General features: G+C 70.0%; 29 protein-coding genes. 8 read left to right on the forward strand and 21 right to left on the reverse strand.

Annotated features, from left to right (window positions below):
* Positions 1–296: 296 nt before the first annotated feature.
* Both OOK07_RS29345 and OOK07_RS29350 read right to left on the reverse strand, forming a co-directional pair.
* On the reverse strand, positions 297–1,175 hold the full coding sequence (locus OOK07_RS29345; protein WP_266799419.1) for a hypothetical protein: 879 nt from the start codon (positions 1,173–1,175) through the stop codon (positions 297–299).
* Positions 1,172–1,603, reverse strand: coding sequence for a hypothetical protein (locus OOK07_RS29350; RefSeq protein WP_266799420.1), 432 nt, complete (start codon positions 1,601–1,603; stop codon positions 1,172–1,174). The genes OOK07_RS29345 and OOK07_RS29350 overlap by 4 nt, the downstream gene beginning before the upstream one ends.
* 115 nt (positions 1,604–1,718) lie before the next feature.
* On the opposite strand from OOK07_RS29350, the gene OOK07_RS29355 reads away from it, so the two are divergent.
* Both OOK07_RS29355 and OOK07_RS29360 read left to right on the forward strand, forming a co-directional pair.
* A complete protein-coding gene (locus tag OOK07_RS29355; protein WP_266799422.1) occupies positions 1,719–3,287 on the forward strand; it encodes a penicillin-binding transpeptidase domain-containing protein in 1,569 nt (522 codons plus the stop codon).
* 749 nt (positions 3,288–4,036) lie between these two features.
* A complete protein-coding gene (locus OOK07_RS29360; protein WP_266799424.1) occupies positions 4,037–4,414 on the forward strand; it encodes a hypothetical protein in 378 nt (125 codons plus the stop codon).
* Between the two features lie 152 nt (positions 4,415–4,566).
* Here the strand turns inward: OOK07_RS29360 and OOK07_RS29365 are convergent, their stop codons facing one another.
* The 4 genes from OOK07_RS29365 to OOK07_RS29375 all read right to left on the reverse strand — a co-directional run bounded on the left by OOK07_RS29365 (position 4,567) and on the right by OOK07_RS29375 (position 6,127).
* On the reverse strand, positions 4,567–5,064 hold the full coding sequence (locus OOK07_RS29365; protein WP_266799425.1) for a TetR/AcrR family transcriptional regulator: 498 nt from the start codon (positions 5,062–5,064) through the stop codon (positions 4,567–4,569).
* Positions 4,986–5,210: a helix-turn-helix domain-containing protein gene (locus OOK07_RS43505; protein WP_353963544.1), complete on the reverse strand. Its 225-nt coding sequence runs from the start codon at positions 5,208–5,210 to the stop codon at positions 4,986–4,988. Before OOK07_RS43505 ends, OOK07_RS29365 begins: the two co-directional genes overlap by 79 nt.
* A gap of 72 nt (positions 5,211–5,282) precedes the next feature.
* Positions 5,283–5,468 (reverse strand): hypothetical protein, encoded by a 186-nt coding sequence (locus tag OOK07_RS29370; RefSeq protein ID WP_266799427.1) that lies wholly within the window; start codon positions 5,466–5,468, stop codon positions 5,283–5,285.
* Positions 5,469–5,620: 152 nt separating this feature from the next.
* The gene (locus OOK07_RS29375) at positions 5,621–6,127 is read right to left on the reverse strand and encodes a nitroreductase family deazaflavin-dependent oxidoreductase (RefSeq protein ID WP_266799429.1); all 507 of its coding nucleotides are present in this window, start codon (positions 6,125–6,127) and stop codon (positions 5,621–5,623) included.
* Between the two features lie 170 nt (positions 6,128–6,297).
* On the opposite strand from OOK07_RS29375, the gene OOK07_RS29380 reads away from it, so the two are divergent.
* The 3 genes from OOK07_RS29380 to OOK07_RS29390 all read left to right on the forward strand — a co-directional run bounded on the left by OOK07_RS29380 (position 6,298) and on the right by OOK07_RS29390 (position 8,887).
* Positions 6,298–7,386, forward strand: a complete 1,089-nt coding sequence (locus tag OOK07_RS29380; protein ID WP_266799431.1) for a PP2C family protein-serine/threonine phosphatase — start codon at positions 6,298–6,300, stop codon at positions 7,384–7,386.
* Between the two features lie 34 nt (positions 7,387–7,420).
* A complete protein-coding gene (locus OOK07_RS29385) occupies positions 7,421–7,957 on the forward strand; it encodes a MarR family winged helix-turn-helix transcriptional regulator (protein ID WP_266799433.1) in 537 nt (178 codons plus the stop codon).
* Positions 7,958–8,215: 258 nt separating this feature from the next.
* Positions 8,216–8,887 carry a hypothetical protein gene (locus OOK07_RS29390; RefSeq protein WP_266799434.1) on the forward strand — a complete coding sequence of 224 codons (672 nt, stop codon included), beginning with the start codon at positions 8,216–8,218 and terminating at the stop codon, positions 8,885–8,887.
* A gap of 107 nt (positions 8,888–8,994) precedes the next feature.
* Here OOK07_RS29390 and OOK07_RS29395 read toward each other — a convergent pair whose 3' ends face one another.
* The 4 genes from OOK07_RS29395 to OOK07_RS29410 form a co-directional block, all read right to left on the reverse strand.
* Positions 8,995–9,759, reverse strand: coding sequence for a DUF4142 domain-containing protein (locus OOK07_RS29395; RefSeq protein WP_266799435.1), 765 nt, complete (start codon positions 9,757–9,759; stop codon positions 8,995–8,997).
* Between the two features lie 119 nt (positions 9,760–9,878).
* Positions 9,879–10,076, reverse strand: a complete 198-nt coding sequence (locus OOK07_RS29400; protein ID WP_266799436.1) for a galactose oxidase-like domain-containing protein — start codon at positions 10,074–10,076, stop codon at positions 9,879–9,881.
* 204 nt (positions 10,077–10,280) lie between these two features.
* Positions 10,281–10,448: a hypothetical protein gene (locus tag OOK07_RS29405; protein WP_266799438.1), complete on the reverse strand. Its 168-nt coding sequence runs from the start codon at positions 10,446–10,448 to the stop codon at positions 10,281–10,283.
* 308 nt (positions 10,449–10,756) lie between these two features.
* On the reverse strand, positions 10,757–12,436 hold the full coding sequence (locus OOK07_RS29410; RefSeq protein WP_266802067.1) for a chloride channel protein: 1,680 nt from the start codon (positions 12,434–12,436) through the stop codon (positions 10,757–10,759).
* A gap of 378 nt (positions 12,437–12,814) precedes the next feature.
* Here OOK07_RS29410 and OOK07_RS29415 point away from each other — a divergent pair, with 378 nt between their 5' ends.
* Positions 12,815–13,135: a universal stress protein gene (locus OOK07_RS29415; RefSeq protein ID WP_323182998.1), complete on the forward strand. Its 321-nt coding sequence runs from the start codon at positions 12,815–12,817 to the stop codon at positions 13,133–13,135.
* Between the two features lie 14 nt (positions 13,136–13,149).
* Here OOK07_RS29415 and OOK07_RS29420 read toward each other — a convergent pair whose 3' ends face one another.
* Positions 13,150–14,550 (reverse strand): APC family permease, encoded by a 1,401-nt coding sequence (locus OOK07_RS29420; RefSeq protein ID WP_266799439.1) that lies wholly within the window; start codon positions 14,548–14,550, stop codon positions 13,150–13,152.
* 224 nt (positions 14,551–14,774) lie between these two features.
* On the opposite strand from OOK07_RS29420, the gene OOK07_RS29425 reads away from it, so the two are divergent.
* Positions 14,775–15,962: an FAD-dependent monooxygenase gene (locus OOK07_RS29425; protein WP_266799440.1), complete on the forward strand. Its 1,188-nt coding sequence runs from the start codon at positions 14,775–14,777 to the stop codon at positions 15,960–15,962.
* A gap of 87 nt (positions 15,963–16,049) precedes the next feature.
* Positions 16,050–16,463 carry a nuclear transport factor 2-like protein gene (locus OOK07_RS29430; RefSeq protein WP_266799442.1) on the forward strand — a complete coding sequence of 138 codons (414 nt, stop codon included), beginning with the start codon at positions 16,050–16,052 and terminating at the stop codon, positions 16,461–16,463.
* 26 nt (positions 16,464–16,489) lie between these two features.
* On the opposite strand, the gene OOK07_RS29435 is transcribed toward OOK07_RS29430, so the two are convergent.
* The 10 genes from OOK07_RS29435 to OOK07_RS29480 all read right to left on the reverse strand — a co-directional run bounded on the left by OOK07_RS29435 (position 16,490) and on the right by OOK07_RS29480 (position 25,515).
* A complete protein-coding gene (locus tag OOK07_RS29435; protein WP_266799443.1) occupies positions 16,490–16,777 on the reverse strand; it encodes a hypothetical protein in 288 nt (95 codons plus the stop codon).
* 71 nt (positions 16,778–16,848) lie between these two features.
* Complete coding sequence (locus OOK07_RS29440) at positions 16,849–17,826, reverse strand: cytochrome c oxidase assembly protein (RefSeq protein ID WP_406312541.1); 978 nt, start codon at positions 17,824–17,826, stop codon at positions 16,849–16,851.
* 1 nt (position 17,827) lies between these two features.
* On the reverse strand, positions 17,828–19,087 hold the full coding sequence (efeB, locus tag OOK07_RS29445) for an iron uptake transporter deferrochelatase/peroxidase subunit (RefSeq protein WP_266799445.1): 1,260 nt from the start codon (positions 19,085–19,087) through the stop codon (positions 17,828–17,830).
* A gap of 90 nt (positions 19,088–19,177) precedes the next feature.
* Positions 19,178–19,639, reverse strand: coding sequence for a copper chaperone PCu(A)C (locus tag OOK07_RS29450; RefSeq protein ID WP_266799447.1), 462 nt, complete (start codon positions 19,637–19,639; stop codon positions 19,178–19,180).
* Positions 19,636–20,301, reverse strand: a complete 666-nt coding sequence (locus OOK07_RS29455) for an SCO family protein (protein WP_266799449.1) — start codon at positions 20,299–20,301, stop codon at positions 19,636–19,638. Before OOK07_RS29455 ends, OOK07_RS29450 begins: the two co-directional genes overlap by 4 nt.
* 246 nt (positions 20,302–20,547) lie before the next feature.
* Positions 20,548–21,351, reverse strand: a complete 804-nt coding sequence (locus tag OOK07_RS29460) for a hypothetical protein (protein ID WP_266799450.1) — start codon at positions 21,349–21,351, stop codon at positions 20,548–20,550.
* A gap of 106 nt (positions 21,352–21,457) precedes the next feature.
* On the reverse strand, positions 21,458–22,060 hold the full coding sequence (locus tag OOK07_RS29465; RefSeq protein WP_266799451.1) for a copper resistance CopC family protein: 603 nt from the start codon (positions 22,058–22,060) through the stop codon (positions 21,458–21,460).
* Positions 22,039–22,653 (reverse strand): superoxide dismutase family protein, encoded by a 615-nt coding sequence (locus tag OOK07_RS29470; RefSeq protein ID WP_266799453.1) that lies wholly within the window; start codon positions 22,651–22,653, stop codon positions 22,039–22,041. The genes OOK07_RS29465 and OOK07_RS29470 overlap by 22 nt, the downstream gene beginning before the upstream one ends.
* 159 nt (positions 22,654–22,812) lie before the next feature.
* Entirely contained in the window at positions 22,813–23,592 is a 780-nt protein-coding gene (locus OOK07_RS29475) for a hypothetical protein (RefSeq protein ID WP_266799455.1), read from the reverse strand.
* A 114-nt stretch (positions 23,593–23,706) separates the two neighbouring features.
* Positions 23,707–25,515 (reverse strand): copper resistance CopC/CopD family protein, encoded by a 1,809-nt coding sequence (locus tag OOK07_RS29480; protein WP_266799457.1) that lies wholly within the window; start codon positions 25,513–25,515, stop codon positions 23,707–23,709.
* Positions 25,516–26,843 lie beyond the last annotated feature (1,328 nt).

Consider the following 26,843-nt stretch of genomic DNA (forward strand, 5'->3'; position numbering starts at 1 on the left):
CGCACTTCCTTGATTATTTCTTGCGGAAGTACCTTGTTGAGTTCCCGTCCGAGGACATTCATAACCGGCGAAGGAGTTCGCTCCGGGAGCCGTTGGGGCGGTGCTGGCTGACTCGGGACGGGATTTGGGTTTTTCCTGCCAAACAACGGCACTGGCACTCCATTTCTAGACCAGAGTTCGGCTTGCTTTGACGGTTACTGCGCGCAGTTCGCTGCAAGTCCCAACGGGCTTCGTTGTTCTCCCGGCAGTGCTCCTCGCTGGCAGGTGAAGCCTGAAGGGGAACTCTCAAGGCCGTGTTACGAGCTCGACGGGAGAAGTCGCTGGTACGTCGTCCGTTGCAGTCGGCTGGAGGAGTCGAGTGTGTAGGCGGGAACTTTCGGGGCCGCGCTGGACAGGAAGCCCGGCCCGCCGTTGTTCAGGATCGTCTTGCCGGCTTTTCCAGCGACGACCCAGTCGATCTCGACGGCGAAGGCACACAAGCAGGTGGTGTTGTCCAGGGTGAGCTCGAAAATCTCGGGATCGTCCGGCGAGATCTTGTAGGGGAAGGTCACCGGTGGGTGCGCAGCAGCCCCCGCGATGATGGGTGGATCACTCTTGTCCAGATCGGTCCGGAACGGTCTGACGTCAACTCCCGCTCCGCACCCTCCGTCCGCGACGGCGATGCCAGCGGTGGGAGGTGCTTTCCGCTGCAGGTCCAGCACGCGCATGCCCACCAGCAGTACGGCCTCTTTGGACGATGTCTGGCTGGTGATGTCGACGGCTACCGGCCCCAGACGCCTCTGCCCCCTTTGCTGTCCCCGCTGGTAGTCGTCGGCCGTCTCCGCGTAGTAGTTGACGCTGGAGGCACATTGCTCCTGCGCCTGGATGTGTACGTACGACGGGAGCTTCGCATTGCCGGGATTCACCGGGCGTGGCACTGGGATCCCCTGCGGCGTCCCTCCGGAGAACCCCAGCGCGTACACGGTGTACGCGCCTCCCGCGGCCAGAACCAGCGCCAGTGCCGCGAACACTCCCGTCTCCCGCCGCCGCCACCACTTCCGTGCCTGCGGCGTTGGCGGGGGCGGGCTGTAGTAGTGGATGTTCTGGACGCCCTCGGTCTGGAAGGGGCCGTGGAAGGTGTTGTCGCGGAATGCGAAGTCGTCCTGCGCGCCGTACGGTCTGTTGTCGTCGGTCATGATGCGGCGCCGCGATGGATGTGCTGGACGCCCTTTGCCTGGACTGCACCGCGGAAGGTGTTGTGGTGGAACTCGATGTGGTCTCCGCCAGGCTGGCTGCCGGGGGCTGGGGCAAGGGATTGGAGATGGGCCACCGCGTGTTCGAGGTCGGCGGCGAAGCCGGTGTCGGTTTCGTCGGCTTCCTCGAGTGCGAGCAGGACCCGCTGCCGGGTGCGGTCGCTGGGCGACTCGCGCCCGCTCGCCGCTTCCTCCGCCAGCCGGTGCAGCGCGGGGTCTTGGCCGAGTTTGCGGCTCACTACGTCGTGCAGGCGGTCCATTCCGGCGTCCAGCGCCCGGTCGACTTCCCCGTCCGCCCGGCCGGCCACGCGCTGAGCCTTCCGGACTGCCCACGCGAACAGGTAGCCGACAGCGATCTCGATGCCTGTCACCGCACCCCCCACGGCCAGTGCTGATCCCACATCAGACGGTACCGCCAACTGGGCGGCGAATCACGCTAATCGCCCGGAAAAGATGTCTTGCAACTGGGTATGTCTCGTGCAGGCGATGTCCTCCGGGACGACGGGGAGCGGTGAGACCAAGGCGGCGCGCGGTTTCGACCCGGCGGCGGTGTCGAGCGAGCCGCCGTCGGACATCAAGGCCGTCAAGCTGGCGCACGCGTTCCTGGACAGCTGGTCCAAGCAGCACCTCGACCAAGCCGCGAGCTACACCGACGCGTCGACCGCGGCCGTAGCGGCCCTGCGGGGGTACACGGACGGCCTGCACCTGAAGACGCTGACCTTCAAACAGGTCACCTCGGCGGGGCCGTCGACGGTGACGGCGGGCGCCACCAAGGTCACCTTCGCCGTCACGGCCCGGGTGGCGGGCGGCACCTGGACCTATCAGAGCGCGGTGGCGGTACTGCAGAGCACGAACGGCGAGTTGGCGGTGCACTGGAACAACTCGGTGCTCTATCCCGGCCTGGGCGACGACCAGTCGCTGACCGCGGGCAGGTTTCCCGCCGGTGTGAGCACCGCCAAGGTCGTGGCGAGTGACGGCAGGACCGACCTCGCCCGCTTCTCCTCGCTGCACGACATCGTGGCGACGATCCGCAAGAACGCCACTCCGACCGGCGGCAGCACCGGCACCGGCGTCGCCGTGGTCGACGCGGCCGGCGACGGCGTGAAGGCACTGCGGGTGTTCTCCAAGGGGAAGGCCCCCGTCTTCAAGACGACTATCGACGCCTCCCTCCAGGAGGTGGCCGAGACCGCGGTCAAGGACCCCCACCTTCAGGACAAGCCCGCCGGGACGGTGGCGCTGGACTGGAGGACCGGTCACATCCTCGCGATCGCCCATGCCGGCGCGGACGGCGACATCGCTGTCAACGGCATTAAGTCGCCGGGCTCCACCATGAAGATCATCACCTCGGCGGCCCTTTTCGACCAGGTGGGCCTCACCCCGAACAGTCCCGCCCCGTGTACGGACTCGCTGACGGCCAACAGCCAGCTGTTCCACAATGATTCTGGAGTGCGGGCCAATGCGGCCTCCACCCTCTCCCAGGCGTTCACGGTCTCGTGCAACACCGCCTTCATCAAGGAAGGCTTCCACTATCTCGTGCACGACGGAGACGCCTCGGCCCTGCACGACGAGGCCGTCAACGTCTTCGGTATGGGCAGCTGGTCCATCGGCGGCGGGGTCGCCACCACCGACCCGAGCATCCCGGGGGACGTCCAAGGCGGTGACCAGGCGGCCCAGTTCATCGGCCAGGGCAGGGTCACGGCCACCCCGCTGTTCATGGCGTCCGTGGCAGCCACGGTGCGGGGCGTCGGCTTCAAGCAGCCCGTCATCCTGCCCGGGCAGCACCAGGAAACCGCGCCCCGGTCCATCTCCGCCCGCACGGCCGGCTACCTGCAGTCGATGATGCGCTCCGTGGCCACCAGCGGCACCGCCGCACCACGCCTGGGCGGTCTGACGGGCGTCGGCGCCAAGACCGGCACCGCGGAGGAAGGCGACCACACCAACGGCTGGCTGACCGCCTACAACTCGAACATCGCCGTCGCCGCCCTGGTCGAAGGCGGCCGCTCCGGTGTGGACTCCGCCGGGTACGTCGTCCGGCACCTGCTCACCAGGAGCTGACGCATGGTCGGCAATGACAGTCGTGGGCGCGGCACCGTCCATTCGTTGGCCCTGGCCATCAACGCGTTTCGTCTTTGCTCGGGCGGGATCCTCTGTTGCTCATTCCAGGTCAGGCCGTGAGCCGGTAGGCGAGGTGTACGAGGCAGCTGCTGTGGGTGTGGTACCAGCGGTCTCGGGATCCCGTTGACCGCGGTGGCGCAGAAGGCGTGCTGGAGGCGAGCTTTCGGCAGTCCCCGGTAGCGGGCCCGGCGCATGCCGGAGGGGTCGCTCGCTGTAACTGACCTGCTCCCTACCGGAGGAGAGGCGTGGAACGGGATCTACGTCCCGAGCGGTACGGTGCGCAGGTGTCCTTGCCTCCGTCCGTATCGCGCCCGCTGCCCCGGTATGGCCCTCCGCGCCCGGGCGGCCTGCGGCGTCGGCCGTGGTGGCATCGTGCATGGGGGCTGTGCGCGGTGCTCTTGGGCGCTGTCGCAATGCTGTGGGCGGCCGGTGGGTTCACTGCCCTACCTTCGGCGGTGGCGGAAGAGCGGGGATTTCTCTCTGCGGTCCCGTGCGCCGAGGCCGGTATTGGTGTCAGCCAGGCGGACTGCCTGCACACCGTGCGAGCCACCGTGAGGGGAACGGTGATCCAGCACTCCGGGAGAGAGGATACGTACCGGCTCGAGCTGTCGGGCCCCGTTCCGGCGTCCGGGGCGCTCGACATGGGCTCTGCGGGCCCTCTTCTGAAGCGGTTGCACCCGGGAGACCAGGTGAGCGTCACCGTCTGGCGGCACTATGCAACGGCCGTCAGCCTGGGCGGTGTCACCCAAGAGACCAACGAGAACCCCGTGGGTGACCCGGATATCGACACTGCTCTGGCGCTGGGGGCGCTGGCCTGCGGAGCGTACCTGGTGTGGGCCGGTGGCTTCGCGCTGCTGGGAGCGCGCGGCACCGCCGAGCGTGGCTTGCCCGCTTGGCTGGTCCCGCTGGGCAAGGCCACAGTCGGTGCGGCGCTGGTGGCGTGGCTGGCGTGTCTTGTCGGCGTCGGGTGGGGAGGACCTGTGGCGGTGGTGGTGGCCTGGCTGGTGATGCTGCCGGTGGTGGGGTGGATCGCAGCGGTACGAAATCGCCACGCCTGGCGCCGCTGAGTAACCGCTGAGTAACTTGGGCGAGGGCTGTCTGCCCGGTGACCATCCGCGCGAGGTCGGCGCCGCGCAGCTTGCCGTAGGACTTGTGGATGTTGCGGCCTGAAGTACGTGTGCGGGTGCGGGTGTTGAGCCATGCGCCATGCGCCGCCTCCCTAGGGTGCGTCTCCTTGCGGTTCCGGTGGTACCGCGTTCAGTCCGCCCGCGTAGATACTGAGCATCTCCGGGGCCCAGCGGGTCATCCCGTCGACCGACAGCGGGTCCGTGCCGAGGACTTCGGCCAGGCGGTCGCGCAGCAGGAACAGGGCGAGGTCGTTGGCGAGGAGCAGGGCGGCGCGCACCGCCGGATCCCTTCCGGGGGCGGCCAGTCCCGCTGCCGCCAGGCCGTCCAGCGCGGCCCTGCTCGGTTCGTACAGGCGCCGGAACAGCAGCTGCGCGGCGTCCGTGTCAGACAGCAGGAGTCGGCGCAGGTAGCTGGGCAGCGGTGAGTCGTCGGGCAGGTGCCGGGCGAACACCTCGCTCAGCGAACTCGCCCCGGCCCCGGGATCCAGCAGCTCCGCCCCGCCGTCACCTGTCAGCTCACCGAGCATGGCCTCGAAGACGTCCAGGACGTACTGGTCGACCTCCTGGCGCAGGCCCTCCCTCGAACCCAAGTGTGCATGACCAGCCCTGGCGACACGTCGGCGGCTGCGGCGATCTGTCGCATCGTCACCGCCTCCCACCCGCTCGCGGAGAACAGGCGCAGGTCCTCGTCACGGATGACTGCGCGGGTGGTCCGGTCGTCACGGATTGAACGCATGTACAGGATACTAAACGAACGTTCAATCGCCGTCGAGGGGGGAGGCGCAACTCCTTGTGTCTACGGGGCACATCACCGGGTACGGGGTCTCGGCGGGAGCGTGCCCGCGTAGGCCGGAGCGGACGGCGGGGCGGTCGCGGTGGGCACGCCGTCCGGCAGCACCTCATCGGACTGCTGTGAAATGGTGACCGTGGGCGCGCCGCCGGGGGCGCCCGAACGGCCGGACGCCTGGGAGAGGGCCTTGACGGCCACGAGCACCGCGGCACAGCGTGCCGATCACTCCTGGGCGCTGGGCGACACCGACCGCCGACTCGGCCCCCCGAGTGCAAGTTTTGCACAGTGCAAAATCTGATCGCCAGAGCTATTGGGATGGGCTTGGTCTGGAGTTGAACCCGCGTAGTGCCTGGGCTTCACGGCAGCCGGGTTCCCGGGCCGGCGTTCAGGCGTACGAAGGGGATGGCCCGGCCGGCCTCCCGGAACCCGGAGTCGGTGCCGTTCGACGGCAGGCCCAGGAACGCGCACAGGCGGCGTGCGGTTCGTGGGTGGCGCCGGGCGTAGCGGGCCATGATCTCGGCGTTCTCGTCCGGTGTGGGGAAGTGGGCCGTGACGGCGTGACGGCGGGTGCCCACCTCGATGAGGGTCTTCGGCTCTGCGCGCAGATTGCGGTACCAGGCCGCCTTCGGGCCGAAGCCGGACGCGACGGTCCAACTGCCGTCGTCCGGCTCGTGCTCCACCACTTCGAGGACCACCCGCCGGTCGAGTCCGGTGACGCGGCCGGTGTGGTGCAAAAGGAGCAGTCGTTTGCCGAAGATCCAGCCCAGCCCGCAGCGGAAGAGAAGTATCGGCAGGCGGACGAGGAACCGCCGCCAGCCGACGGGGAGCCGGGGTCGGTCCGGTGCGGTCTGTCTGTGGGGCATCTTCGCCTTCCGACGTCGGACATGTCGGCTCTCGGCCTCTATTGGGTAAAGGGCTCGACCGAGAGCACCTTCCTCACAGAAACCTTTGCATAGTCTAAACGCGGGGAGGGGTGTCTGTGCCACAAGCGAATCAGACAGCTCTCATGCGCTGGAATTTCTCTGGAGGACGCATGACCGAGCGGACGCCGACTCAGGGTTCTGCGGTGTTGTCCTGGATGCCGGTGGCGGCGATGGCCGTGGTGGCCGGGGCGGATGTCGTCGCCGGGCCGGGGGTGGGACTCCTGCCGCTGGTCTCGCTCGGGCCGGCGTTCTCCAGTCTGGTCGGCGGATGGCGGCGTACGGCGCTGATCGGTGCGCTGGCGCTGCTCGTGTGCGTGGCACTCGGGCTGTACGACGGGCTGTTCGAGGAGCGGCGGGGCTTCACGGCGATGGCGTCGGTGGCGGGGGTCACCGGCGTGGGCATCGCGGCCGCGGTGACACGCTCGCGCAGGGAGGCGGAGCTGGCCAGTGTCCGGTCGATCGCGGAGGTGGCGCAGCGGGTACTGCTGCGCCCGGTGCCGCGGACTGCGGGCCCGCTGCAGGCGGCGGTGTCGTACACCTCGGCCGTCGCCGAGGCGCGGATCGGCGGCGACCTGTATGAGGTGGTGGCCTCGCCGCACGGGATCCGGGTGATCGTGGGCGATGTGCAGGGCAAGGGGCTCGCCGCAGTGGAGACGGCCGCCGTGGTGCTCGGCGCCTTCCGGGAGGCGGCCCACGACGAACCGGACCTGGTCGGGTTGGGTGAGCGGCTGGAGCGGAGCGTGGCCAGGGAGTTGGAGGGGGAGAAGTTCGTCACCGCCGTGCTCGCCGAGATCGGTTCGGACCACGGGGTCGTTTTCTTAAACTACGGTCATCCGGCGCCGATGGTCGTACGCCGCGACGGTGGCGTCGACTTCCCGCAGCCGCTCGCGTACGCCCTCCCCTTGGGACTGGGTGCCCACGGCAGCGAAGGGCCCAAGCCCTATCGGGTGGACTTCGCCCCCGGCGAGCAGCTGCTGCTGTATACCGACGGGGTCACCGAGGCCCGGGACGCGAACGGCTCCTTCTATCCGCTCGGCGAGAGGGCGGACCTGCTCAAGGAGCCCGATGCCGGCCGCGCCCTGGAGGGGTTGCGCGAGGACCTGGTGCGCCACGTCGCTGGACCGCTCCATGACGACGCCGCGATGCTGCTGCTGCGGTACCACGGTCATGGGGAAGGAAAATCTGTTCCCATCGGGTGAGGGGGCACCGCCTTCGGCACTGTAGAAAGGAGGTATGCCGGAGCGTGAGAACCCCGCGGGGACGATGGACGACGTCGATGCGGTCACCCGTGCGGTGCTGACCGCGTCCCGCCTGCTGGTGGCGGTCTCCGCCCGCTCGCTCGCCGAGGTCGAGGAACGGGTGACGCTGCCGCAGTTCCGCATGCTGGTCGTGCTGTCCACCCGCGGCGCCACCAAGCTGGTGACGCTGGCCGATCTGCTCCAGGTGGCGCCGTCGACGGCGATGCGGATGGTCGACCGGCTGATCGCGGCCGGGCTCGCCGACCGGCAGACCAACCCGGGCAACCGCCGCGAGACACTGCTGCAGCTCACCGAGGAAGGCCGGCGCACCGTCGAGGACGTCACCGCCCGGCGCCGCACCGAGATCGCCGCCATCGTCGAGCGGCTCTCCCCGATCCAGCGCCTGGCGCTCGTGGAAGCCCTGGGCGCCTTCAACAAGGCGGGAGGCGAGCCCCCCGCTCCCGCCCCGGACGACCCAGAACCGCATCCGCTCGGCTGGGTCGTCGACGGCGTGATGGCGCACGACACCTGACGCTCCTCCCAGTCGCTGTCACGATTCCCGGACGGCTCTTCTCCGAGTCCGAAAGATTTTGCATAATGCAAGGGAATTGGGAACGTCGGCTGCGTAGTGCTCCGGCAGTGCGCCCGACGCGTGGGCGCCGGTCGCGGAGTGCGTCTGCGAGCGGTGGAGTGAGCGGTCGCCGCGGACGGGAAGAATGCGGGGGGTGTGACGCGCGTGTGCCGGAAGCGTCATCACTCATCCCCGTTTGAGCGTCACCTGCTGGCGTACTTGCGCACCTCGGTGTGGGGCCCGGCGGAGTTCGTCGGGCGGCCGCCCTGGTGGCTCGTGGGAGAGGGGCTCCTGGCGGGGTTCCTCGGTGCCGGGGCGATCGTCGGCACGGCACTCTTCGGTGCCTGGACCGGCAGACTCTCGCTGGCCGACGGTGAGGCGGGCATGGTGTGCGCGGAGGCGCTGGCCGTGTATCTGTCCTTCGTCAGGGCCGGACGCGCGCTGATCGGCATCGCCGCGCTGCTCGGTGTGTGCCTCGCGCTACAGGCCCCGCAGGCAGCCGCCGGGATAGTGCTGGCCGAAAGGGGTCAGGTGCAGTCCGTGGTGGTGACGTCGGTCGAGGACGGCCGGGCGGCGGAAGGCGGGCATGCCCGCTATCTGTGTTCGGTGGCGGGCACCGACGGCGTCCCGCTCAAGGTGCGCATCTGGCGGGGCTGCGGAGAAGCGACCCGGCCCGGAGACGCGCTCGCCGTCGTGTCGGATCCCGAAGGACGGGTGCCCCCGCGCGGTGCGCAGGCGGGGGCCGGTGTGGCGGGGCCACTGCGCGACCTGACCCCCTGGGCCGCAGCCCTCATGGCGGGGAGCCTGGTCGCCGTCGTTCGCTCCTACCGGCTCTCCCGCCCCGCCGAGGCCGTGACCCCGTTCGGCACGGGTCAGGCCGGCCACCGCTGATCAGCCAGCCGAGGGGCTGGGCGTCGGGGAAGCGGTGTTGATGCAAATCGGGGCGGGCGGTGAGGACGACGATCGGGGCGCCGGCTGGGCTGCGTCACACCCCGAGGTCATCCGGCCGTGGGAGAGGGGGACGGCGAGGGCGTTGTGGCCGGGCCCGTCGGTACGCCCTCGGTCGGCAGTCCGGGGGGCACGGTGAGGGTGACCATGGGCGCCCCCGGCTGCGGCACCGGTGGTGTGACCTGGCTGGACGGAAGCTTCGGCGGGGTCGTCTCCTGGAAGTTGACCTGGTCGAAGTTGACCAGCCCGGTGTTCTCCATCTGCGTGATGTGGTCCAGGACCACGTCGTTGGCCTGGTCGGCCAGTTGGCGCACGAGGGTGTTCTTGGTGGTGGAGCGGACCTTGGCGATGGTGTTGAAGATCGAGCCGTGGGTGACGCGGAGGATGTTGGCGAAGTCGGAGTCGAACTGCTTGCCGGTGTCGGACTTGAACGTGTCCAGAAAACCCTGCTGCTGAGGGGTGGGCTGGTTGGGGATGGTGATGTTCAGCTCGGGTGCGATCTTGCGGCAGCTGGCGTCGAGTGCGGCGTGTCCGATGACCAGGTGCCGGCCTGCCTCGCGTACGGCCGCCGTCGTGCCCTTCTTCATGGCCAGGTCCCCTGAGGGGCCTTCCCACAATCCGGCGGAGCGCACGAAGACGACGAAGTTGCGGTCGGCCTCGGTGAGCGGCCCCCATGGGGTGCTGGCGATCACGCGCGACTGGTTCATGGACGCGTTCTGGATGCCGAGCATGCTCGGATAGGCCAGAGCGGCGAGCGTGACGCTCAGCGCGCCGCCCACAAAGACGGTTCCGATCGTGCTGCGCGATATGGGCATCGTGCCTCCCGGTGTGGACGGCGGGTACGTCGGCAGGTACGGGCCGGCAACGGAAAGAGAATCCTTGCTCCAGGTAAAGCTTGCACTATGCCAAGTTGGGTTTCTGGGTCTGCCGCCTCTTAATGGACCCGCAGCCACCGGGCCTTCGACGAGGTGCCGCTGCCGTCCGTGGCGACTGCTGTGTACCAGCCCGGCGGTACAAGTGACGGGTCGTCGGGGATGCGGACGGTGAGTGACCCGCTGGTGTGGTGGACCATGTCCAGGGCTACGGAACGATGGTCGAAGTCCGTGACGTGGGTGGCCGATCCGGGCCGCATGAGGCGGACTCGGGTGATGCTGGCAGCGTCGAGGGGAGCGGAGGGTGACCTCGGCACCGCGCTGGACATCGGTCGTGCCACCGAGTTCCAGGCGGGGACGGGCGCCGTGGAAGAGGTAGGGCGGTGAGTAGTTGTTCGAAGCGACCGGGGCGGGTGTTGGCCTGGTCGGAGAAGAGGGGGTCGGAGCCGAAGTCCGGCGGGCCCTCAGTACACGGCCGTGGTCGGTAATACCAGATGCATGATCCACATGCGCTGCCGGTATCCGCGCAGTGCCATGTCCTCAGCGATCGCCAGTGCGCTCGCCCCGGCTGGGGCCAGACTGACCCGGCTCAGCGCCTCCAGCCAGACCGGGGGCTGGTGGTGCGGCTCCATCGCCGTCACCTCTCGTGCAGGCGGGCGGCCGTGACACGCCCGGGCCGCATGATGCGCATCTTGCGGCTTTCGCAGGCGGGGCAGCGGGTGACTGCAGTGGTGACGGCACGCGCCTGCCACCGAGATGGTAAACGGCGGTGATCCGCGCGTGCTCGTCCACGGTCAGGTCGATGTCGTAGGTGTCCTCCCAGCCGTGCCCGCAGCCGTCTGTGTGCATAGTCCGCTCGGGGCGGTTCTGGTGTCCAGGCCCCTTACCAATTTTTGCGCAGTGCAAAACAGTCTGGGTGGGGTCTGGGTGGCCCAGGGCCTCAGGAGGCCGTGTGTACCGCGCGCAGCGCGCTCTGGTGGCTGAGCCAGCCGACCGGCTTGCCGCGTTCCGAGTCAAGGACCGGAACGCCGGTTCCGGCGGCCGACAACAGGGCGTGCATGGCCTGTGCGAGAGGTTGGTCCGCCGTGACCTGGGCGGGTGCCTCGGCGAGCTGCCCGACCCGGGTCGGCGCATTCTCCGGTTGTTCGGCGAGCGCTTCGGCCACTGATTGCGCGGTGACGACACCGACGTAGCGCCCGGTGTCGTCGACCACCGGGAGGGCGCCGTGGCCGGACAGGCTCAGCAGGTCGGCGGCGTCGGCCAGGGTGGTGGACGCGAACATGGGGGAGGGCAGTGTTTCCATGACCGCGTCGACGTGCTGGGTGCCGATCCGTGCGCCGGGGGCCGGGCCGTCGAGGTCGATGCCGCGGCGGCGCAGCTTGAGGGTGTAGATGGTGTCGCGCGAGATCAGCCGGCTGACGGCGGTGGCCAGCACGATCGCGAGCATCAGCGGCAGGATGATCGAGTACTCACCTGTGAGCTCGAAGAGGATGACCACCGCGGTGATCGGCGCGCGGGCCGCACCGGCGAACACGGCGCCCATGCCGACCAGCGCGTACGCGCCTACCGCGCCGGCCGAGTGGGGCAGCAGGTGGTGGACGCCGATGCCGTACGCCGAGCCCAGCATCGCCCCGATGAACAGGCTCGGGGCGAAGACCCCGCCGGAGCCGCCGACGCCGATGGTCAGGCTGGTCGCCAGCATCTTGCCGACCAGCAGCAGGAGCAGGAAGCCGACCGCGTAGCCGCCTTCGGTCGCCTTCTGCAGCACGGGGTAGCCGACGCCGTACATCTGCGGCAGGGTGAGCAACAACACGCCGAGCGCGAGGCCGCCGACCGCCGGGCGCAGCCACTCCGGGCCGCGCCAGAGCCAGTCGCAGGCGTCCTCGATCATGTACAGGAAGCGGGAGAAGCCCACACCCACCGCCGCGGCGCCGACGCCCAGCAGCGCGAAGAGGCCGTACTGGGTGAGATGGCCGACGTGGAAGTCCGGGAGGTTCAGGAAGGCGTTGTTGCCGAAGGCGGTGCGTCCGATGATGCTCGCGGTGACGCTGGCCAGGACCGTCGCTCCGAAGGCTTCGGCGCTGAAGGTGCCCAGGATCAGCTCCATGGCGAAGAACACGCCGGCCAGCGGCGCGTTGAAGGTGGCCGCGATGCCGCCCGCCGCACCGCACGCGACCAGGAGCTTCATCCGGCCCTCGGACACCTTCGTGACCCGGCCGAGCGTGGAGCCGAGGGCCGAGCCGATCTGCACGATCGGGCCCTCACGGCCCACCGAGCCGCCCGAGCCGATGCACAGGGCGGAGGCCAGCGTCTTGACCACGGCGACCTTGGGGCTGATCCGTCCGCCGCGCTGGGCGACGGCCAGCATCACCTCGGGCACCCCGTGGCCGCGCGCCTCCTTGGCGAACCGGTTCACCAGCGGCCCGTACAGCAGACCGCCGATGACGGGGGCGAACAGTACGAAGTACGGGCCGAGCCAGGGCAGGTGCGGATTGTCCGCGCCGGGCGAGGCGGCGTAGTCGGCGTGACCGGACAGCAGGTGCGTGAAGGTCTTGATGCACCAGCGGAAGATGACCGAGCCCGCGCCGGCCCCGGCTCCGACCGCGACGGCCAGGGTCATCAGCCCCCAAGGGGCGTTCCGCAGTCCTGCGAGTCTCGGTACGGGCGTGAAGCCACTCGTTGTGGTGCCCGTCATGTTCTGTCCGTTCGTTGTTGCCGGTATGGCGCTCATCGCTCCCCTTTCCTACCTTTGCATTATGCAAAACTAGTCAAGGGTGCGCGTCACGGGACCTTGTCCGCATGTCGGGGCCGAAGGGCCCCTTGGTGTGCGGGCCTGGTTGCGGGAGCGTGGCCAGGATGTCCTCATGCGGAGGTGAACGGTGGGTGATCAACTCTCCTCACCGGTGATCGTGGTCGGAGTGGACGGGTCTGAGGCGAGTCGGCGGCGCTGCGCTGGGCGGCCCGCCAGGCCGAACTGACCGGTGCGCAGCTGCGCCCCGTGCAGGCGTGGCGACTGCCGACCACCTACGGCATGCCGGTGGACTTCTCGGACGGCGACTTCGAAAAGCAGGCCCGCGGGAACCTGCGCGCTACGGCCGAGCAGACTCTGGGGGAGTATCCGGGTATAGCCGTCGCGCCTGCGGTCGTCGGAGGCCATCCGGCGGCGGTGCTGACCGAGGCGGCCAGGGACGCGGACCTGCTGGTGGCCGGCAGCCACGGGCACGGCGCCTTCACCGGAATGCTCCTCGGTTCGGTCAGTCACCACTGCTTGTACCACGCCACCTGCCCGGTTCTCGTCGTTCGGGCGAGCAGCGTCTGACCCTCCCGCCAGGGTCAGGCGGCTTCGGCGTGTGCCTCGACGTCCTCGATGCCGCTGGGGCGTCCGGCCATTGTCCATCGGACGTACAGTCCGGCCGCGATGAGCAGAGTGGCGGCCAGGGAGAGCATGGGCCAGCCGCGCAGCAGGTTCACCGCGAGGGTGAAGGCGACGGCCGCGGCGGCCAGGCCGTTGACCCAGGCCAGGGCCGTCTTGTGCTCGCGGGTGGCGAAGCGGGCCATGGCCACCAGCCCCACCAGGAAGCTGACGAACACGGCGACGGCGTAGAAGAGCACGAGCTCCTGTTCCTGGCCGGCCGCGGCCATGATGATCAGCGCCGCGGCGGCCAGGTAGACCAGGACCGACCAGTACGGGGTGTGGTGCTGGTTGGTGCGGCCCAGCACCGGCGGCAGTACACCGGGTCGCTCGGCCGTGCCGGACAGGGCCTTCAGTAGTCCGGGTCCGGCCTGGAAGGAGGAGCTCGCGGCGGCGAGCAGCAGCAGTGAGCTGGTCAGCTGGAAGGCGCCGTAGAGCCAGCCTGGTCCGGCGGCGGCGTGCGCGATGTCGGCGATCTGGGTGGAGTCGGCCCCGGGGATGCCGATGTGCAGCCGGACGGCAAGTGCGGTCAGGGCCAGGGTCAGGCCGCCGACGATCACGACGAGGAGGGCGAGGGTGCCGCGGCCGAAGCGGCGGCGGTGGGTGTCGTCGAGCTGGCCGAGCTGGGCGATCGCGGTGGACGGCGCCTCGATGCCGGTGGCCAGTGCCATCGCGACCGGGAAAGCCAGTACCACCGCGAGGACCGTCGAGTGGCCCGGGTCGGTCGTCGCGGCGGCACGGCCGACGGTGTGGGGCGAGGTGAAGCCCAGGACGAGGACGGCCACGGAGATGACGACGAAGGCGACGGTCATGACGGCGAACAGCAGCCTGCCGCCGTGCCCGAACCAAGTCAGCCCGGCCACCACGACCAGCAGTACCAGGGCCAGCGGGATGCGCCACGGGGACAGCCCCGGGAACAGGGCGATCACCGCGCTGGCCGCCGCGGAGATCGAGATGCCGATGGTCAGTACGAAGTCGACGACCAGGGCGCCGATGGGCAGGAATGTCCAACGCGGCCCGAAGGCCCGCGCGGCCGCGGCCGCCGCGCCGCCGCCCTTGGGGAAGCGCCGCACCAGCTGCCAGTAGTTGGCGGTGACGACCACGACGAGTCCGATGACCAGGCTCATCGTCGGAAGCAGCAGCGCGAGGTCGCCGTGCAGGGCGCGCAGTGCGGCCTCGATGGCGTACGCGACCGAGGAGACCGGGTCGGCGATCACCGCGAAGGCGAACGCGAAGAAGAGAACGGGGCGGCGCGGGCCACGGCCGCGCACGGCGAGGGACGGGGCTGTCGCGACGGCGGCAGCCGGCTTTGACGAGGTCACGCGAGGACCTTCCTGGGATGGTTCGTTCAGGACACTTCGCCGACCCGTCTTCCCGGCACACCGGTCATGACAGTACGTCAAGAGACCATCAGTGAGGCGTTAGGGAAGCATCAAGATTCCCCGCCTCCGGGTGGCCCGGACAGGACCATCTTGCCCTGAGCTTTGCATAATGCAAAAGTGGGGAGGGGGTGAACGCTCGGGGAGTGGAGAGGCGAAACGCACCGATGAGAGCAGTGATCTGCGGAGCCGGTATCGCCGGGCTGTCGCTGGCCGGCCGCCTGCACAACGTGCTCGGCTGGGAGGTCGTCGTCCTGGAGAAGGCTCCGCAGCCCCGCACCGAGGGATACATGATCGACTTCTTCGGGCCGGGCTACGACGCGGCCGAGGCCATGGGTGTGCTGCCCTGGCTGGAGGAGCTTGGTTATCCGGTTTCCGAGGCGGCCTTCCTCGACGACGACGGCCGGTGTCGCGCGCGGCTCGACTACGGCCGGTTCGCCCGTTCCCTGGACGGACGCCTGCTCAGCATCATGCGACCGGACCTCGAACTCGCCCTGCGGGAACGGCTGTCCTTCGCCGTCGGCCTGCGCTTCGGCGTCGGCCCGGCACACATCGACCCGAGTCCCTACGGCGTCCACGTCACCCTCACCGACGGCAGTTCCCTCGACGCCGACCTCCTCGTCGGGGCCGACGGACTGCATTCCACCGTGCGGGCCATAGTCTTCGGCGAGGAACAACGGTTCGTGCGCTATCTCGGGTACCACACCGCCGCTTTCACCTTCGACGACCCCCACGTCCACGCGGAACTGGGCGACCGGGTCTGCCTGACCGACACCGCCGGGCGACAGATGGGTCTCTACGCACTCAGGGACGGCGCGGTCGCCGCCTTCGCCGTTTACCGCAGTGCCGACCCCCGTCGTCCAGAGGATGCGAGGGCTGCCCTTTACCACGAGTACGGCTCCCTCGGCTGGCTCGTACCCCGCGCCCTGGCCGGGTGCCCGCCCTCCTCGCGGGTCTACTACGACCAGGTCGCCCAGAGCGATCTGCCCAGCTGGAGCCGGGGGCGGGTCGTGCTGCTGGGTGACGCCTGCCAGGCCGTGTCCCTGCTTGGCGGGCAGGGCGCCTCCCTGGCGGTCGCGGGGGCCTATGTCCTGGCCGACCAACTCGCCTGTACGCGTCGCGTCGAGGACGCGCTGCACGGCTACGAACGCCTGTGGCGGCCCGTCATCAGGGACAGACAGCGCACCGCCCGAAGAACGGCCCGCTGGTTCGTCCCCGAAACGGCACGGCGGCTGCGCGTCCGCCGAGCTGCCCTGCGCTTCGCCGGCCTACCGGGCGCGAGTCGTCTCGCCGGCACCTCACTGGCAGGGAAGCAGCGGCCCTCGCTGCGACAACTCGCCGCAGTGCCCGTCTAGTCGGACTCGGTTCCGGTACCGCCTCGGGCGCCGTGATCCCTCGGACAGGACCCACTCGGCGGCATTTCGTACATTTGGGAGACCCGCATGTCACCACGTTCCCGGCCCGGTCCCGGTGCCCTGACCCCTCGGCTGCGCGAAGCCCTGGACACCGCCGACTGCCGGTCGCTGGCCGACGTCCTGCACCCGTACGTGTGCTGGAACCCGTCCGACGGAAGCGGCCCGGGCTGTCACACCCGCTCCCACGTCCTCAGCCGGTGCGCCCGCCTGCACGCTCTCGGGCTGCGGGCCCATATAGAGGAGACCTTCACCTACCCGGCGGCTGTGGTCCTCGGCCTACGGATCCACGGCACCGTGCCTCCGGCCGACCCGCGGACCGTCGTATACCACGTGTTCGACGTCGCCGACGGACTCGTCACCCGCGTCACCGGCTATACCGACCGATCGCAGGCCCTCGACGCGGCCTTCCCCGGCGCCACGGCGGCGGGCCCGGGGCACTGAGACCCGCCCGGGAAGCGGCGGTCAGGTCAGGACGAGGCCACACGTGCCTGGAGGCGGACCAGCCCGGCCACTGCGAACTGGAGGGACACCGGCAGTGTGTGCCCGGCGGTGATGCCGCGGACGTGATGCAGTTCCACGCGCGGCCCGTCGCCGTGGAAGGTGACGGTGGTACCGGACAGCAGCAGGATGCCCGCGGTGGCCAGCGACCCGTTGCCCTCGGCGGACCTCCCGCCCACCAGGACGCCCCTTCCCTCGTCCGGAGTAGCGACCATGCCGAGGTGCTCGGGCACCGCACCGGCGTTGCGCACCGACATGGAGAGCGTGCTGTTCCTCCAGGTTGAGCCAACGAGTTGGAGTGCGGCACGAGCGCGAGGACCGCCGGGTCTCAGGCGGGGTGGTCGCGGGCGGCGAGGCGGGCGAGGTAGGCGTTGTAGGCGGCGAGTTCGGCGTCGTGGTCCCGGTCGGCCTGGCGGTCGGTGCGGGCGGCGGTGCGCCGGTCGCTGCCGGCCCACTGCACGAGCACGGCCATCAGCACGAGCAGGGTGGGGATCTCGCTGAAGGCCCAGGCGATGCCGCCGCCGGTGTTCTGGTCGGCGAGGGGGGTGAGGTGCCAGGTGGTCGGAGGGTGTGCGAAGAACGTGGCGATCAGGGTGGTCGACATCATCACGGCGATGCCGAAGAAAGCGTGGAAGGGCATGCCGATGAACAGTTCCAGCATCCGCAGCAGGTGGGAGGTGCGGCGTGGAGCCGGGTCGACGCCGAGAATGGGCCAGAAGAACAGCAGACCGGTCACCAGGAAGTGGGCCAGCATCCACTCGTGGCTGAGCCAGCTGCCCATCAGGAGATCGAACAGGGGGGTGAAGTACAGGCCGTAGAGGCTGGCGATGAACAGTGGCAGGGTGAACAGCGGCGAGGAGAACACCCGGGCCGCGCGACTGTGCAGGAACCGGGTGAGCAGTTCCCGGGGGCCGGTGCGGCCACGTGCGGCGGTGGGCAGGGCCCGCAGGGCGAGCGTGATCGGCGCTCCGAGCAGGAGCAGGATCGGGGAGAGCATGGACAGCACCATGTGCTGCACCATGTGGACGCTGAACAACTCCATGCCGTAGCCGCCCACGCCGGTGCAGGTGACCGCCGCGACGGTGAGCACGCCCGCGGTCCACCACAGGGTGCGGGCGATCGGCCAGCGGTCGCCGCGCCGCCGCAGTCGCCACACGCCCAGACCGTAGGCGGCCAGGGCGAGGAGACAGGCGAGGGGCTCCACCGGCAGCGGCTGGGGATGCCAGGCCAGCAGCCGCCCCAGGGTCGGCGGAGCGGTCGGCATCCACATCGGACCGGTCATGTTCATGTGCTGCACGCCTGTCATGTCATCCCTCCAGCAGGCTCTGGCCGACGTACTCGCCCGGCGCGGCGCCGCCCGGCACGGCGAAGACGGCGTTGGACTCGTGGCGGATGAAGCGGGTGAGGTGGTCGGCGCCGTCGAGTTTCGTCTGCACCTTGACGAAGGCGGCGGGGTCGGCCTGCCAGGCGATGAACAGCAGTCCCGCGTCCGGTTGCCCGTGGGTGTCGTAGCCGTCGTGGTAGGAGAAGCCGCGGCGCAGCATGGCCGCCTGGTCGTTGGACTCGGGGGCGGCGACGCGGATGTGGGCGTCGGCGGGGATGGCGAGGGCGCCGTGGGAGGTGAACTTGTCCAGGTCCATGGGTGTGGCCTCGCGCGCGTCGTCGGGGGCCGACAGGGGTGCGCCGGTGTCCTTGCGGCGGCCGATGACCTGTTCCTGCTCCGTGCGGGAGAGGTCGGCCCAGTCGTCGAGGCGTATGCGGATGCGGCGTACGACGGCGTAGGAACCTCCGTTCAGCCACGCCTCGTCGCCGTGACCGTCGGGGACGAAGATCCTGGCGGCGAAATCCCTGTCGGTGGGCTTGGGGTTGGCGGTGCCGTCGAGCTGGCCCATCAGATTGCGGACGGACTTCGAGTGGGCGGTGACGCCGGGGGCGCGGTTGAAGCCGCTCATCTGCCAGCGGACCTCGGCCGTTCCAGTCGCTTCCCGCTGGAGGATGCGCAGGGCGTGGAACGCGACGAGGGGGTCGTCGGCGCCGATCTGGATCCACAGGTCGCCCTCGCTGCGCTTCGGGTCGATCGCGTCGGACGGGAAGCGGGGGACGGGCACGAGCGCGCCCGGGGCGCGATGGGCCAGGCCGGTCCTGGTGAAGAAGGTGCGGCCGAATCCGAAAGTGATGCTCAGTCTGCAAGGGCCGGCGTCGAGGGCGATCTGGTCGTCGCCAGTGGGCGGGTGCCCCTGGGCCATCGCCTCGGCCGCGGTCGACCAGCGTCGCATCAGCGCGGCGGCCTCCTTGCGGCCGGCGTCTGCGCCCAGGTCGAAGGCGATGAGGTGGCCCACCGCCTGCGGGGCTGTGGTGATGCCCGCCTGGTGGATGCCGCGGAAGGGGACGGCGCTGTCGCCGACCGCGGTGAGCGGGGTGGGATCGTGTCCGGCGGCGTAGGCGACCGTGCCGCCGCCCGCCCCGGCCAGGAGTCCCACGGTGCCGGCGGCGCCCGCTGTACCCAGCAGCCGTCTGCGGGAGATGACGCGCTGTCCTTCGTGATGGTGTGTGCTGTCTTCGCGCATATCGAAGCCTCGTTGAACCTCTGGAGTACGGATGCCTGAGGGCGAGGGCCGCCGCTGTGGTCGAGCGCGCGGGCAGGCCCTCGCCGTGGGTCAGTTCGAGGGCTGGTACGTCGTCGGCTCGACCGGCGCCCGGACCGTGATGGAGTCGGAGGAGGCGAAGCGCAGCCGCAACGTGATCGTCTCGCCCACGGTCGGCTTCTTCTTGAAGCCCATCAGCATCAGATGGTCGCCCCCGGTGCGCAGCACCAGGCTCCCGCCCGCGGGGATGCTGAACGCCTGCACCGGTTCCATCTGGTTCTCGGCCGTGGTGCGGTGCATGGTGACGCTGGTGGCGGCGTCGCTGGTCACGCCGGTGAGTTTGTCCGGCTGCCGGCCGGTGTTGGTGACGGTGAAGTAGCCGGCGGCCATGTCGTCGGTCACCGGCTGCCGTATGTAGGCGCCCGTCACCTGCAGAACAGGGGTGTCGTAGGCCGGTGTCGCCGTCGGCGACGACGAACAGCCGGTCAGCGCGGTGGCGGAGACGAGGAGTGCGGCGGCGAAGGTGCGGGTCACGGCATCCGTCCCTTGACGATCTTCGGCAGGTCGGTGGCGTAACGCTCTTCGGAGGTTCCCGAGGTGTAGAAGAGGTGGGCCTTGTCGTCCTTGGGTGAGAACGCGAACACCTCGGCGCCGTGGCTGACGGTCACGCTGCCGTCCTGGTGTTTCACCGGTGCGGAGATGCCGACGCCCAGGCTCTTCGCCGCGCCCTGAATGCTGGTGAAGTCGCCGGTCAGGCCGATGAACCGGGGGTCGATGGCGCCGAGCCACTGCTTCAGGCGCCGCGGGGTGTCGCGGGTGGGGTCCGTGCTGACGAACACCACACGCAGGTCGCGCCGGTCGGCCGCCGGCAGTCTGCGCGCGGCCAGCGCGAGGTCCGCCATGGTCGTCGGGCACACGTCCGGGCAGTGCGTGTAGCCGAAATACAGCAGCGTCGGGTGGCCCGCGGTCTGCTCGACGAGGTCGTAGGAATGGCCGTTCTGGTCGGTGAGACGCAGATCGGGTTTCGCGTCCGGCGTGTCCAGCGTGACGGTGCCAGGAGTCACCGAGGAGGACGGGGTGGAGATGACGGCGGCCGGCTGGCCGGCCGACGCGTCGTCACAGGCGGCCAGGCCGAGACCGGCCGTGGCCACGAGCGTCGCGGCCACGGCGACGCGGCGCGCGGGAAAGACATGCATGAAGGGCTCCTGCAGGTGAAGCGGCGGCGTACAGCGATCTCCGGACAGGGCAGGGCGGCGTACGCACGGGTGGGAGAGGCGAGACGCCCTCGCTGTGCCGGCGCTTTGCGAGCAGCCGAACGGCATACGTACGGAGTGGAGTCCGAGGCGTGCACCGACAGCCGGACTGTCCGCCGCAGGCGGGGATCTCACCCGATGGCGCCAGGGCGGCCTCGCCCACCCCGCCGAGTTTGGACGCAGGAAGGTTCAGGCCGCCGGGACCGCCGAGGGCGGACCACGGCGGACGACGCACGCCGACAGGCGCCAGGAGAGCAACCGGCGGATGTCGGCTCGCGCGGCGGATGCGGCGAGCGCGCACCGCATCCGTTTCAGCAGTGCGGCGAGCGGAACCAGGAGCGAAGCGGCGGTGACGAGCAGGCCGCACAGCGTCCGCAGCAGGAGGCAGCGGGCCACCTGCCACGCTGTCACCGCCGGGAGCCGGACGGTCTGCCACACGGCGATCTCAGTGCGGCGCAGTACCCACCCCGTCACGACGACCGCGGCCACGTGCGCGGCGAGCATCGGAGGTGTGAGCATCGAGCCCAGCGTCATCGCGTGCCCGCCGTGACCGGTCATCCCCGCCATGGCCGGCACACTGTGTGCGGCGCGGGCCGGATCGATCCGTGCCTCTCGCAGGATCCTCGTCGCCCTCTCCGGCGTGAGCTGTGCCGATCCGGCGCCGCACAGGAACCGTTGGGCCAGAGCCACCACCTGAGCGGACCGGTCAGCGGGAGCCGGCGCCATGGAACCCTGGCCCAGGGAGAAGACCAGGTGAAGACCGGTCCCACCGGCCAGCAGGCTGAGCGCGATGGCGGGCAGGGAGCGTTCCCGACCGGCCAGCGGGCCCACCACGCACACCACGCCGGCCCAGCCGGCAGCCAGGGACCACACCGGGATCGCGGCGCCGGAGGCCAGCGCGTGCCCGCTCGCGGACAGCGCCACGCACACCGCCGAGAACACCGCGGCCCTCAGCAGTCTCAGATCGGTGGCAGCCCGTACCGGGATGTTCATGGCGCACGCCACTATTCCAGCCGCCCCCGCGGCGGTGAACGCCGGGGTGTTCTGTGTCGGCGGGCGGTGGCCCGGCCCGGCTGTCCGCCGCGCCGGGCCCGGTGGTTCACCCGGTGGCTCGCCTCCTTCCTGTCGGACGTGTCCCGCGCGTCATACGTACGGCGACGAGGCCCCCGCCCACGACCACGACGGCGACCGCCGCCAGGACGACGAGCGCGGTGGTGCGACCGAGTCCGAGGATCGTGTCGTCCGGGTCCGCGCTCGTCGCTGTGACCGGCGCGGCCAGGGCCAGGCCCTTGCAGGCGGTGGGAGTGGTCACCGCCCGGGCACTGTCGGCGACCTGGAACTGGAACGCGTTCGTCTGAGTGTCTCCGTCGGAGGCGGTGACGGTGTAGGTGAGGGTGTTCACCCCCGCCTGCAGGGGGCTGACGGCGGCGCAGGTGACGGAGCCGTCGGCCACCACGGGCCGCCCGACCGGCACCACGGTGCCGGTCGGGCCGACCAGGCTGACCTTCGGGGTGGTGCCCGGCTGCAACTGGGCGAAGGTCAACTCGACGACGCTGGTGCCGATGCCGACCGTGGAGCCGGGCGCCGGCGTCGCGTCCTTCAGCGCGGTGTGGGCGTAGGCGGGCGTGCCGCCGAACAGCAGCAGCACGCCCAGACACCCCAGCAGGGCGGCCGACGCCCTCAGAAATCGAAGTCCGCGCATGCGATCCGGTTGTCCATCGCTTCCATGGGGTGGACGACGAGGGCGACCGCGCCCTTGCCGGTCTTCTTCGCGTTACCGACCGTCGTCATGCCCATACCGGACTTGTCGGCGGTGAAGGTCAGCCACACCTCGTTCGGCGGCTTGGCCGCACCGCCCTTCGTGAACTGGAAGTGCTCGCCTCCGTCGGCGGCGGAGCAGTGCTGGGCGTGGAGATGGGCCATGTAGTGGTGGCCCGGCTTCAGACCGGTCAGGGACACCGTCACCGTGGTGCCCTTGGAACCCTGAGCCAGCCAGGCAGTGCCCTTGACGTCGTCCATGCCGGGCGGACGGGTGTCCAGCAGCTGGAACGCGCCCTTCACCACAGAGGCTCCGGACACCTTGTAGGCGGGGGTGGCCTTCGGGTCCCCGTACGACATGTTCATGTCGGACATGCTCTTAGAGGGGGACATCGAGGACGAGGCAGCGGCCTTCTGCGACGTGCTGCCCGAGGAGTCGCCTCCGCAGCCGGAGAGCAGGGTGGCCGTCGAGGCCACGGTGACGCAGCAGGTGACGAGACGGGCGAAGACGCGGCCCGTGTGTGGGTACGTGGACATGGAACTCCTGATCGATGGCGGGCGGGGCCGTTGCCGGCATCGGCACGTCGAAACGGCCGACATCAGGGCTCGGCCCGGGCCGGAGCTGGAGAGAAGGGGTCGACGGCATACGGGCGCATAGACCATCCGCCTGTCCCCAGGCCCCGCGGCCCGCCGGATTCAGACCGGGATCACGGTCCCACGGCGAGCAGTGGATCGGGAGACGGGCGGCTGACTGCCGAAGGGCTCCGGCGGCGGACCTCGGCGCACGACCGCGTATCTCAACGAGGCGGGCGTCGGCCGACAGCGCTCCTCACCGCCGGAGGCGGGCCCGCACGACGAGGGCCCGGGCTCGGGCACCGTACGGAAGAGGACCCGGCAGACCCGGCGCAGCGGCGCGAACACGACCGCCGCGAGAGCACCGCCGATCCGGTGGGCCGCCGTCTCACCCCGCCACAGCCACAGCCCGCAGACGACGGCGGCCAGCAGGTGCGCCAGAACCATCCCGGTGGAGCCCAGGTGGGGCAGGCCGGACGCGAGCGGTGAGCCGGAGGGCATCGTCATGGATCCCAAGGGCATTCCCATGGACCCCGAGTGGGGCACCGCCGTGCCCATGCGGGGGGACGTCGCGACGGGGGCGTGTGCCAGCTGGTGGGCGAGGGCGAACAGCAGGTGCAGCAACCCCTGAGTGACGACCGTGGCGCCGACGACCACTGCAGGGCCGCGCTCCCGCCCGGTCAGCCACCAGGCGCCCGAGACCGTCCCGGCAAACGCGTAGGCGATGGCCCACCAGGGCAGCGTGTCCCCGGACATGAGCGCGTGGCCCAGCGAGGTCGTGGTCACACAGACGGCCGCGAACACCGCGGCCCGCATCAGCCGCGAGACGTCGACGGCACCTCCGGCGACAGTGGACGCACCCGGCCCGGGGCTCGGTCCGCCGCGGCGGCTCCCCTGGGGCATCCGGTCACTCCTCGACATCAACGGCCTTGTGTCGGCTTGCCGTTACGTACGGACGGCCGGGTGGCGGTGTTCACGCGGCGCTACCAAGACGCCCCGCGTGGCAGCGCCTGCGGGTCATCGGCCGACCTTTACCGTCTTCGACACGGTGACCTGGTCGATGTCGGAGACCCGGACCGTGGCCTTCATCGTCCAGGTCCCGGCGATCGGCAGGTTGAGGGCGTCGCTGCCCCAGTAGCCGCGCTCGTCGACGAGCTTGGCGTCCAGTGGGCCGATCTGCTGGTCGGCGAGGGTGAAGGTCAGCCGTAGTTCGGGGATGCCGACGGGGCTGTTGTCGGCACCGTAGACGATCGCCTCCACCACGTTCCGGCCGACCCAGCCCGGTTCCAGGGTGACCTGCACCTTGCCGCGTCCCGACAGGGTGTTCTTGCCGGTGTCGTATGGGATCAGGGTCAGGGACACCTCGGGCTGCCCGGCCACCGAAGCGGCGGAGGCGGTCTCGGTGGCACGGCCCGTCTCGGTGCCGGTCAGCGCCGTCGTCAGCACGAGGACCAGCACACCGACCGCCACTTCGGTCAGGACGGACCTGCGCAGACCGCGCCGGTGTGTCTCCGGTCCGGCGGATTCGTCGGTGCCGTCCTCGCCCCTGTGAGCGGTGGGAGGGTTCTCGCCGTGTTCCACGGCCACCAGCACCCGCTCCTCCTGCGGCGCGTGAAGGATGCGGGCGGTCCAGCGCCGGGAGTACGAGGCCGCCAGCAGCATCGCCAGCACACCCCAGACCTTGAAGACGAGGATCCTGCCGTAGGTCGTGGAGAACGCGTCCCAGGAGCCCAGCCCGCGCCAGGACTGGTAGACACCGGTGACGGCCAGTACGGCCACCGAGACCAGGGCGACGTGGGAGAAGCGGGCGACGGCAGCGGGCGGGAGGGGATCGTCGTCCGGTGCCCGGTACAGCGCGAGCAGGAGTGCGGCCAGCCCTCCGAGCCATACCGCCATGGCCAGCAGGTGCAGCATGGCGGAAGCCACGGCCACCGGTACCTGGATGCCGACGGACGCGTGCTCGGCCGCCGCCCAGGTGGCGGCCAGGCCCAGGACGAGCAAGCAGGCGCTCGCCGTAGTACGCCGACCGGGCATCTGCTCCACCCGCCGGTTCCGCGCCGCCACGGCCACCACCACAAGCAGCATCAAGCGGGTCAGCAGCGCGAGTCCGGGCCGGCTGTCTGCCGTCTGCCGCAGCGTGCCCGGGTCGAACACGCTGCTCAGCCCGTCACCGCTGTCGTAGGGCCCTCGCAACAGCACCAGCAGCACCGTGGACACGAACAGCGCCCACCAGCCGACCAGGAACGGGCGGCGCACCACTCGCGCGGCCGTGGCCGAGCGCCAGCAGGCCACGACGAACATGGCGAGACCGATCAGCAGCGCCAGCCCGGCGTAGGCGACATAGCGGCCGACTCCGTACAACGCGCCGACGGTGGGATCCACGGCCGGCGGGGGAGCGGCGGCGGCGCGGATCGCCGACGGCTTGCCGACGGAGAAGGTGAAAGCGCCGGACACGGCGTGGCTGTCCGCCGAGACCACCCGCCAGGACACCGTGTACGTGCCCTGCGCCAGTCCGCTCACCAGCGGCACGCTGGCCGTGTTGCCCCGCCCGCCCGCGTGCCGGGGATCGCCGTCCGTCACCGGCCGGTTGTCGGGATCGAGCACCCGCAGGGAGTCCTCGACGAGTGCGACCGACTCGTCGAAGGTCACGGTGATCTGCCTCGGCACGGACTTCAGCACGCTGTTCTCGCGAGGGTCGCTTCCGGTCAGCACCGCGTGTGCCGAGGCGGGAGCCGCACCTTGGATGAGGGCATAGACAAGGACGGCGACCACCACCAGGAGCGAGCCGAACGTGCGCCGTCGGTTGGTCAGTTGTCCTTGCACCACGCCATGTCTCCGGGGCCGGTTGCTGTGTCATGGATACGTACGCAGGTGTATGGCGCCACGCTCACTTTGGCGATGCCCGACCAGCGGGCATTCTGCGCTCATTTGCGGTGACGGTCCGGCGACTGGTTCCCGACTGCGCGCGGGTGGGTCGCGCCACGCTCGCGTTACCCGCCTGGCGACCTTGACCGCGAGCGCCCGGGGAGCCGACGAGAACGGCCGACGCCGCCAGGGCGTGCCAGGGACCAGGGAGCCCGACGCCGCGCAGGACGAGGGAGCCCGAAACGCAGAGGAACCAGGACGTGACCACGACGGCGGACGAGGCCGCAACGACCAGGAGGCTCACAGCGTCGCACGAACTGTCGTGTCCGGTCCTACGAGGCTGCTGCCCGTTGGATCGAGTAACGACAGCAAACTACGCGGCTTGAGCGTCACCTCCTGCACCTTGGCGGACGTGACCGTCGTTCAGCATCTTTGGGTGGAGTGAATGGCGCCGTCCTGGAGACAGATCGGGCAGTCGCACTCCTGGCGCTCTTGCCCACGTCATCGGATGTCTCCGCGGCCTGCAGTCTCACCAATGGCCCCCGGACAGCAGTTGTGCGTTCGAGGGCGCAAGCGGAATGGGAACGGAGCAGCGGGCATTCGGGCGGAAACGGCAACGACCCACCAGACCGTTTGCGCTTTGGTGTGTTGTTCGGCACATTCAGGCAGGTCACGTGCGGTTTGCGAGTGGAAGTGACGTCGGGAAACCGAGACGCGCGGCACGGTCGCTACTTGGCGGCGTGTACAGCCAATGAGTCTTTGGTGAATGGCCTTTGAGCTGCGGAAATGAGTCAGAAGGAGAACGCGATCACGGTTGCCTCGCTCGAAAAGAGCAAACGGTCAAAAGACCGTGTGCGTTTTGACGTGAACGCAAAAACTCCCGACCTGTATTTCTGCAGGTCAGGAGTCTTTTCCGGAGTGCCCCCGGCAGGATTCGAACCTGCGCACACGGCTCCGGAGAGCATGCTCATGACATGCTTGATTATGGCCCTGACCTGCACGGGAGACGCGCGGGCTGCGTGGCTTCGCCTCGCTCACACGCCCCTCACACGCACGCCAGGAAGGGGCGGGAGGTCACTTCCGGCCGCTGAGATCGGACGGGAGGCGACAACATGAGGGGCTGCAACACCCCGGGGTGTTGCAGCCCTGTACTCAGGTCGGACAGGTGGGACACCCGCGAATCTCGCTGTCCCATCTGTTTGTGCAGGCCAGCGCTCTAACCGGACAGTCGGACACGTGGGACACCACCTTTGGCGCCCTGCGAGGCGCTGCGCCCTGTTCCGCCTGAC

The sequence above is a fragment of the Streptomyces sp. NBC_00078 genome, from assembly GCF_026343335.1.
Taxonomy (GTDB): Bacteria; Actinomycetota; Actinomycetes; order Streptomycetales; family Streptomycetaceae; genus Streptomyces.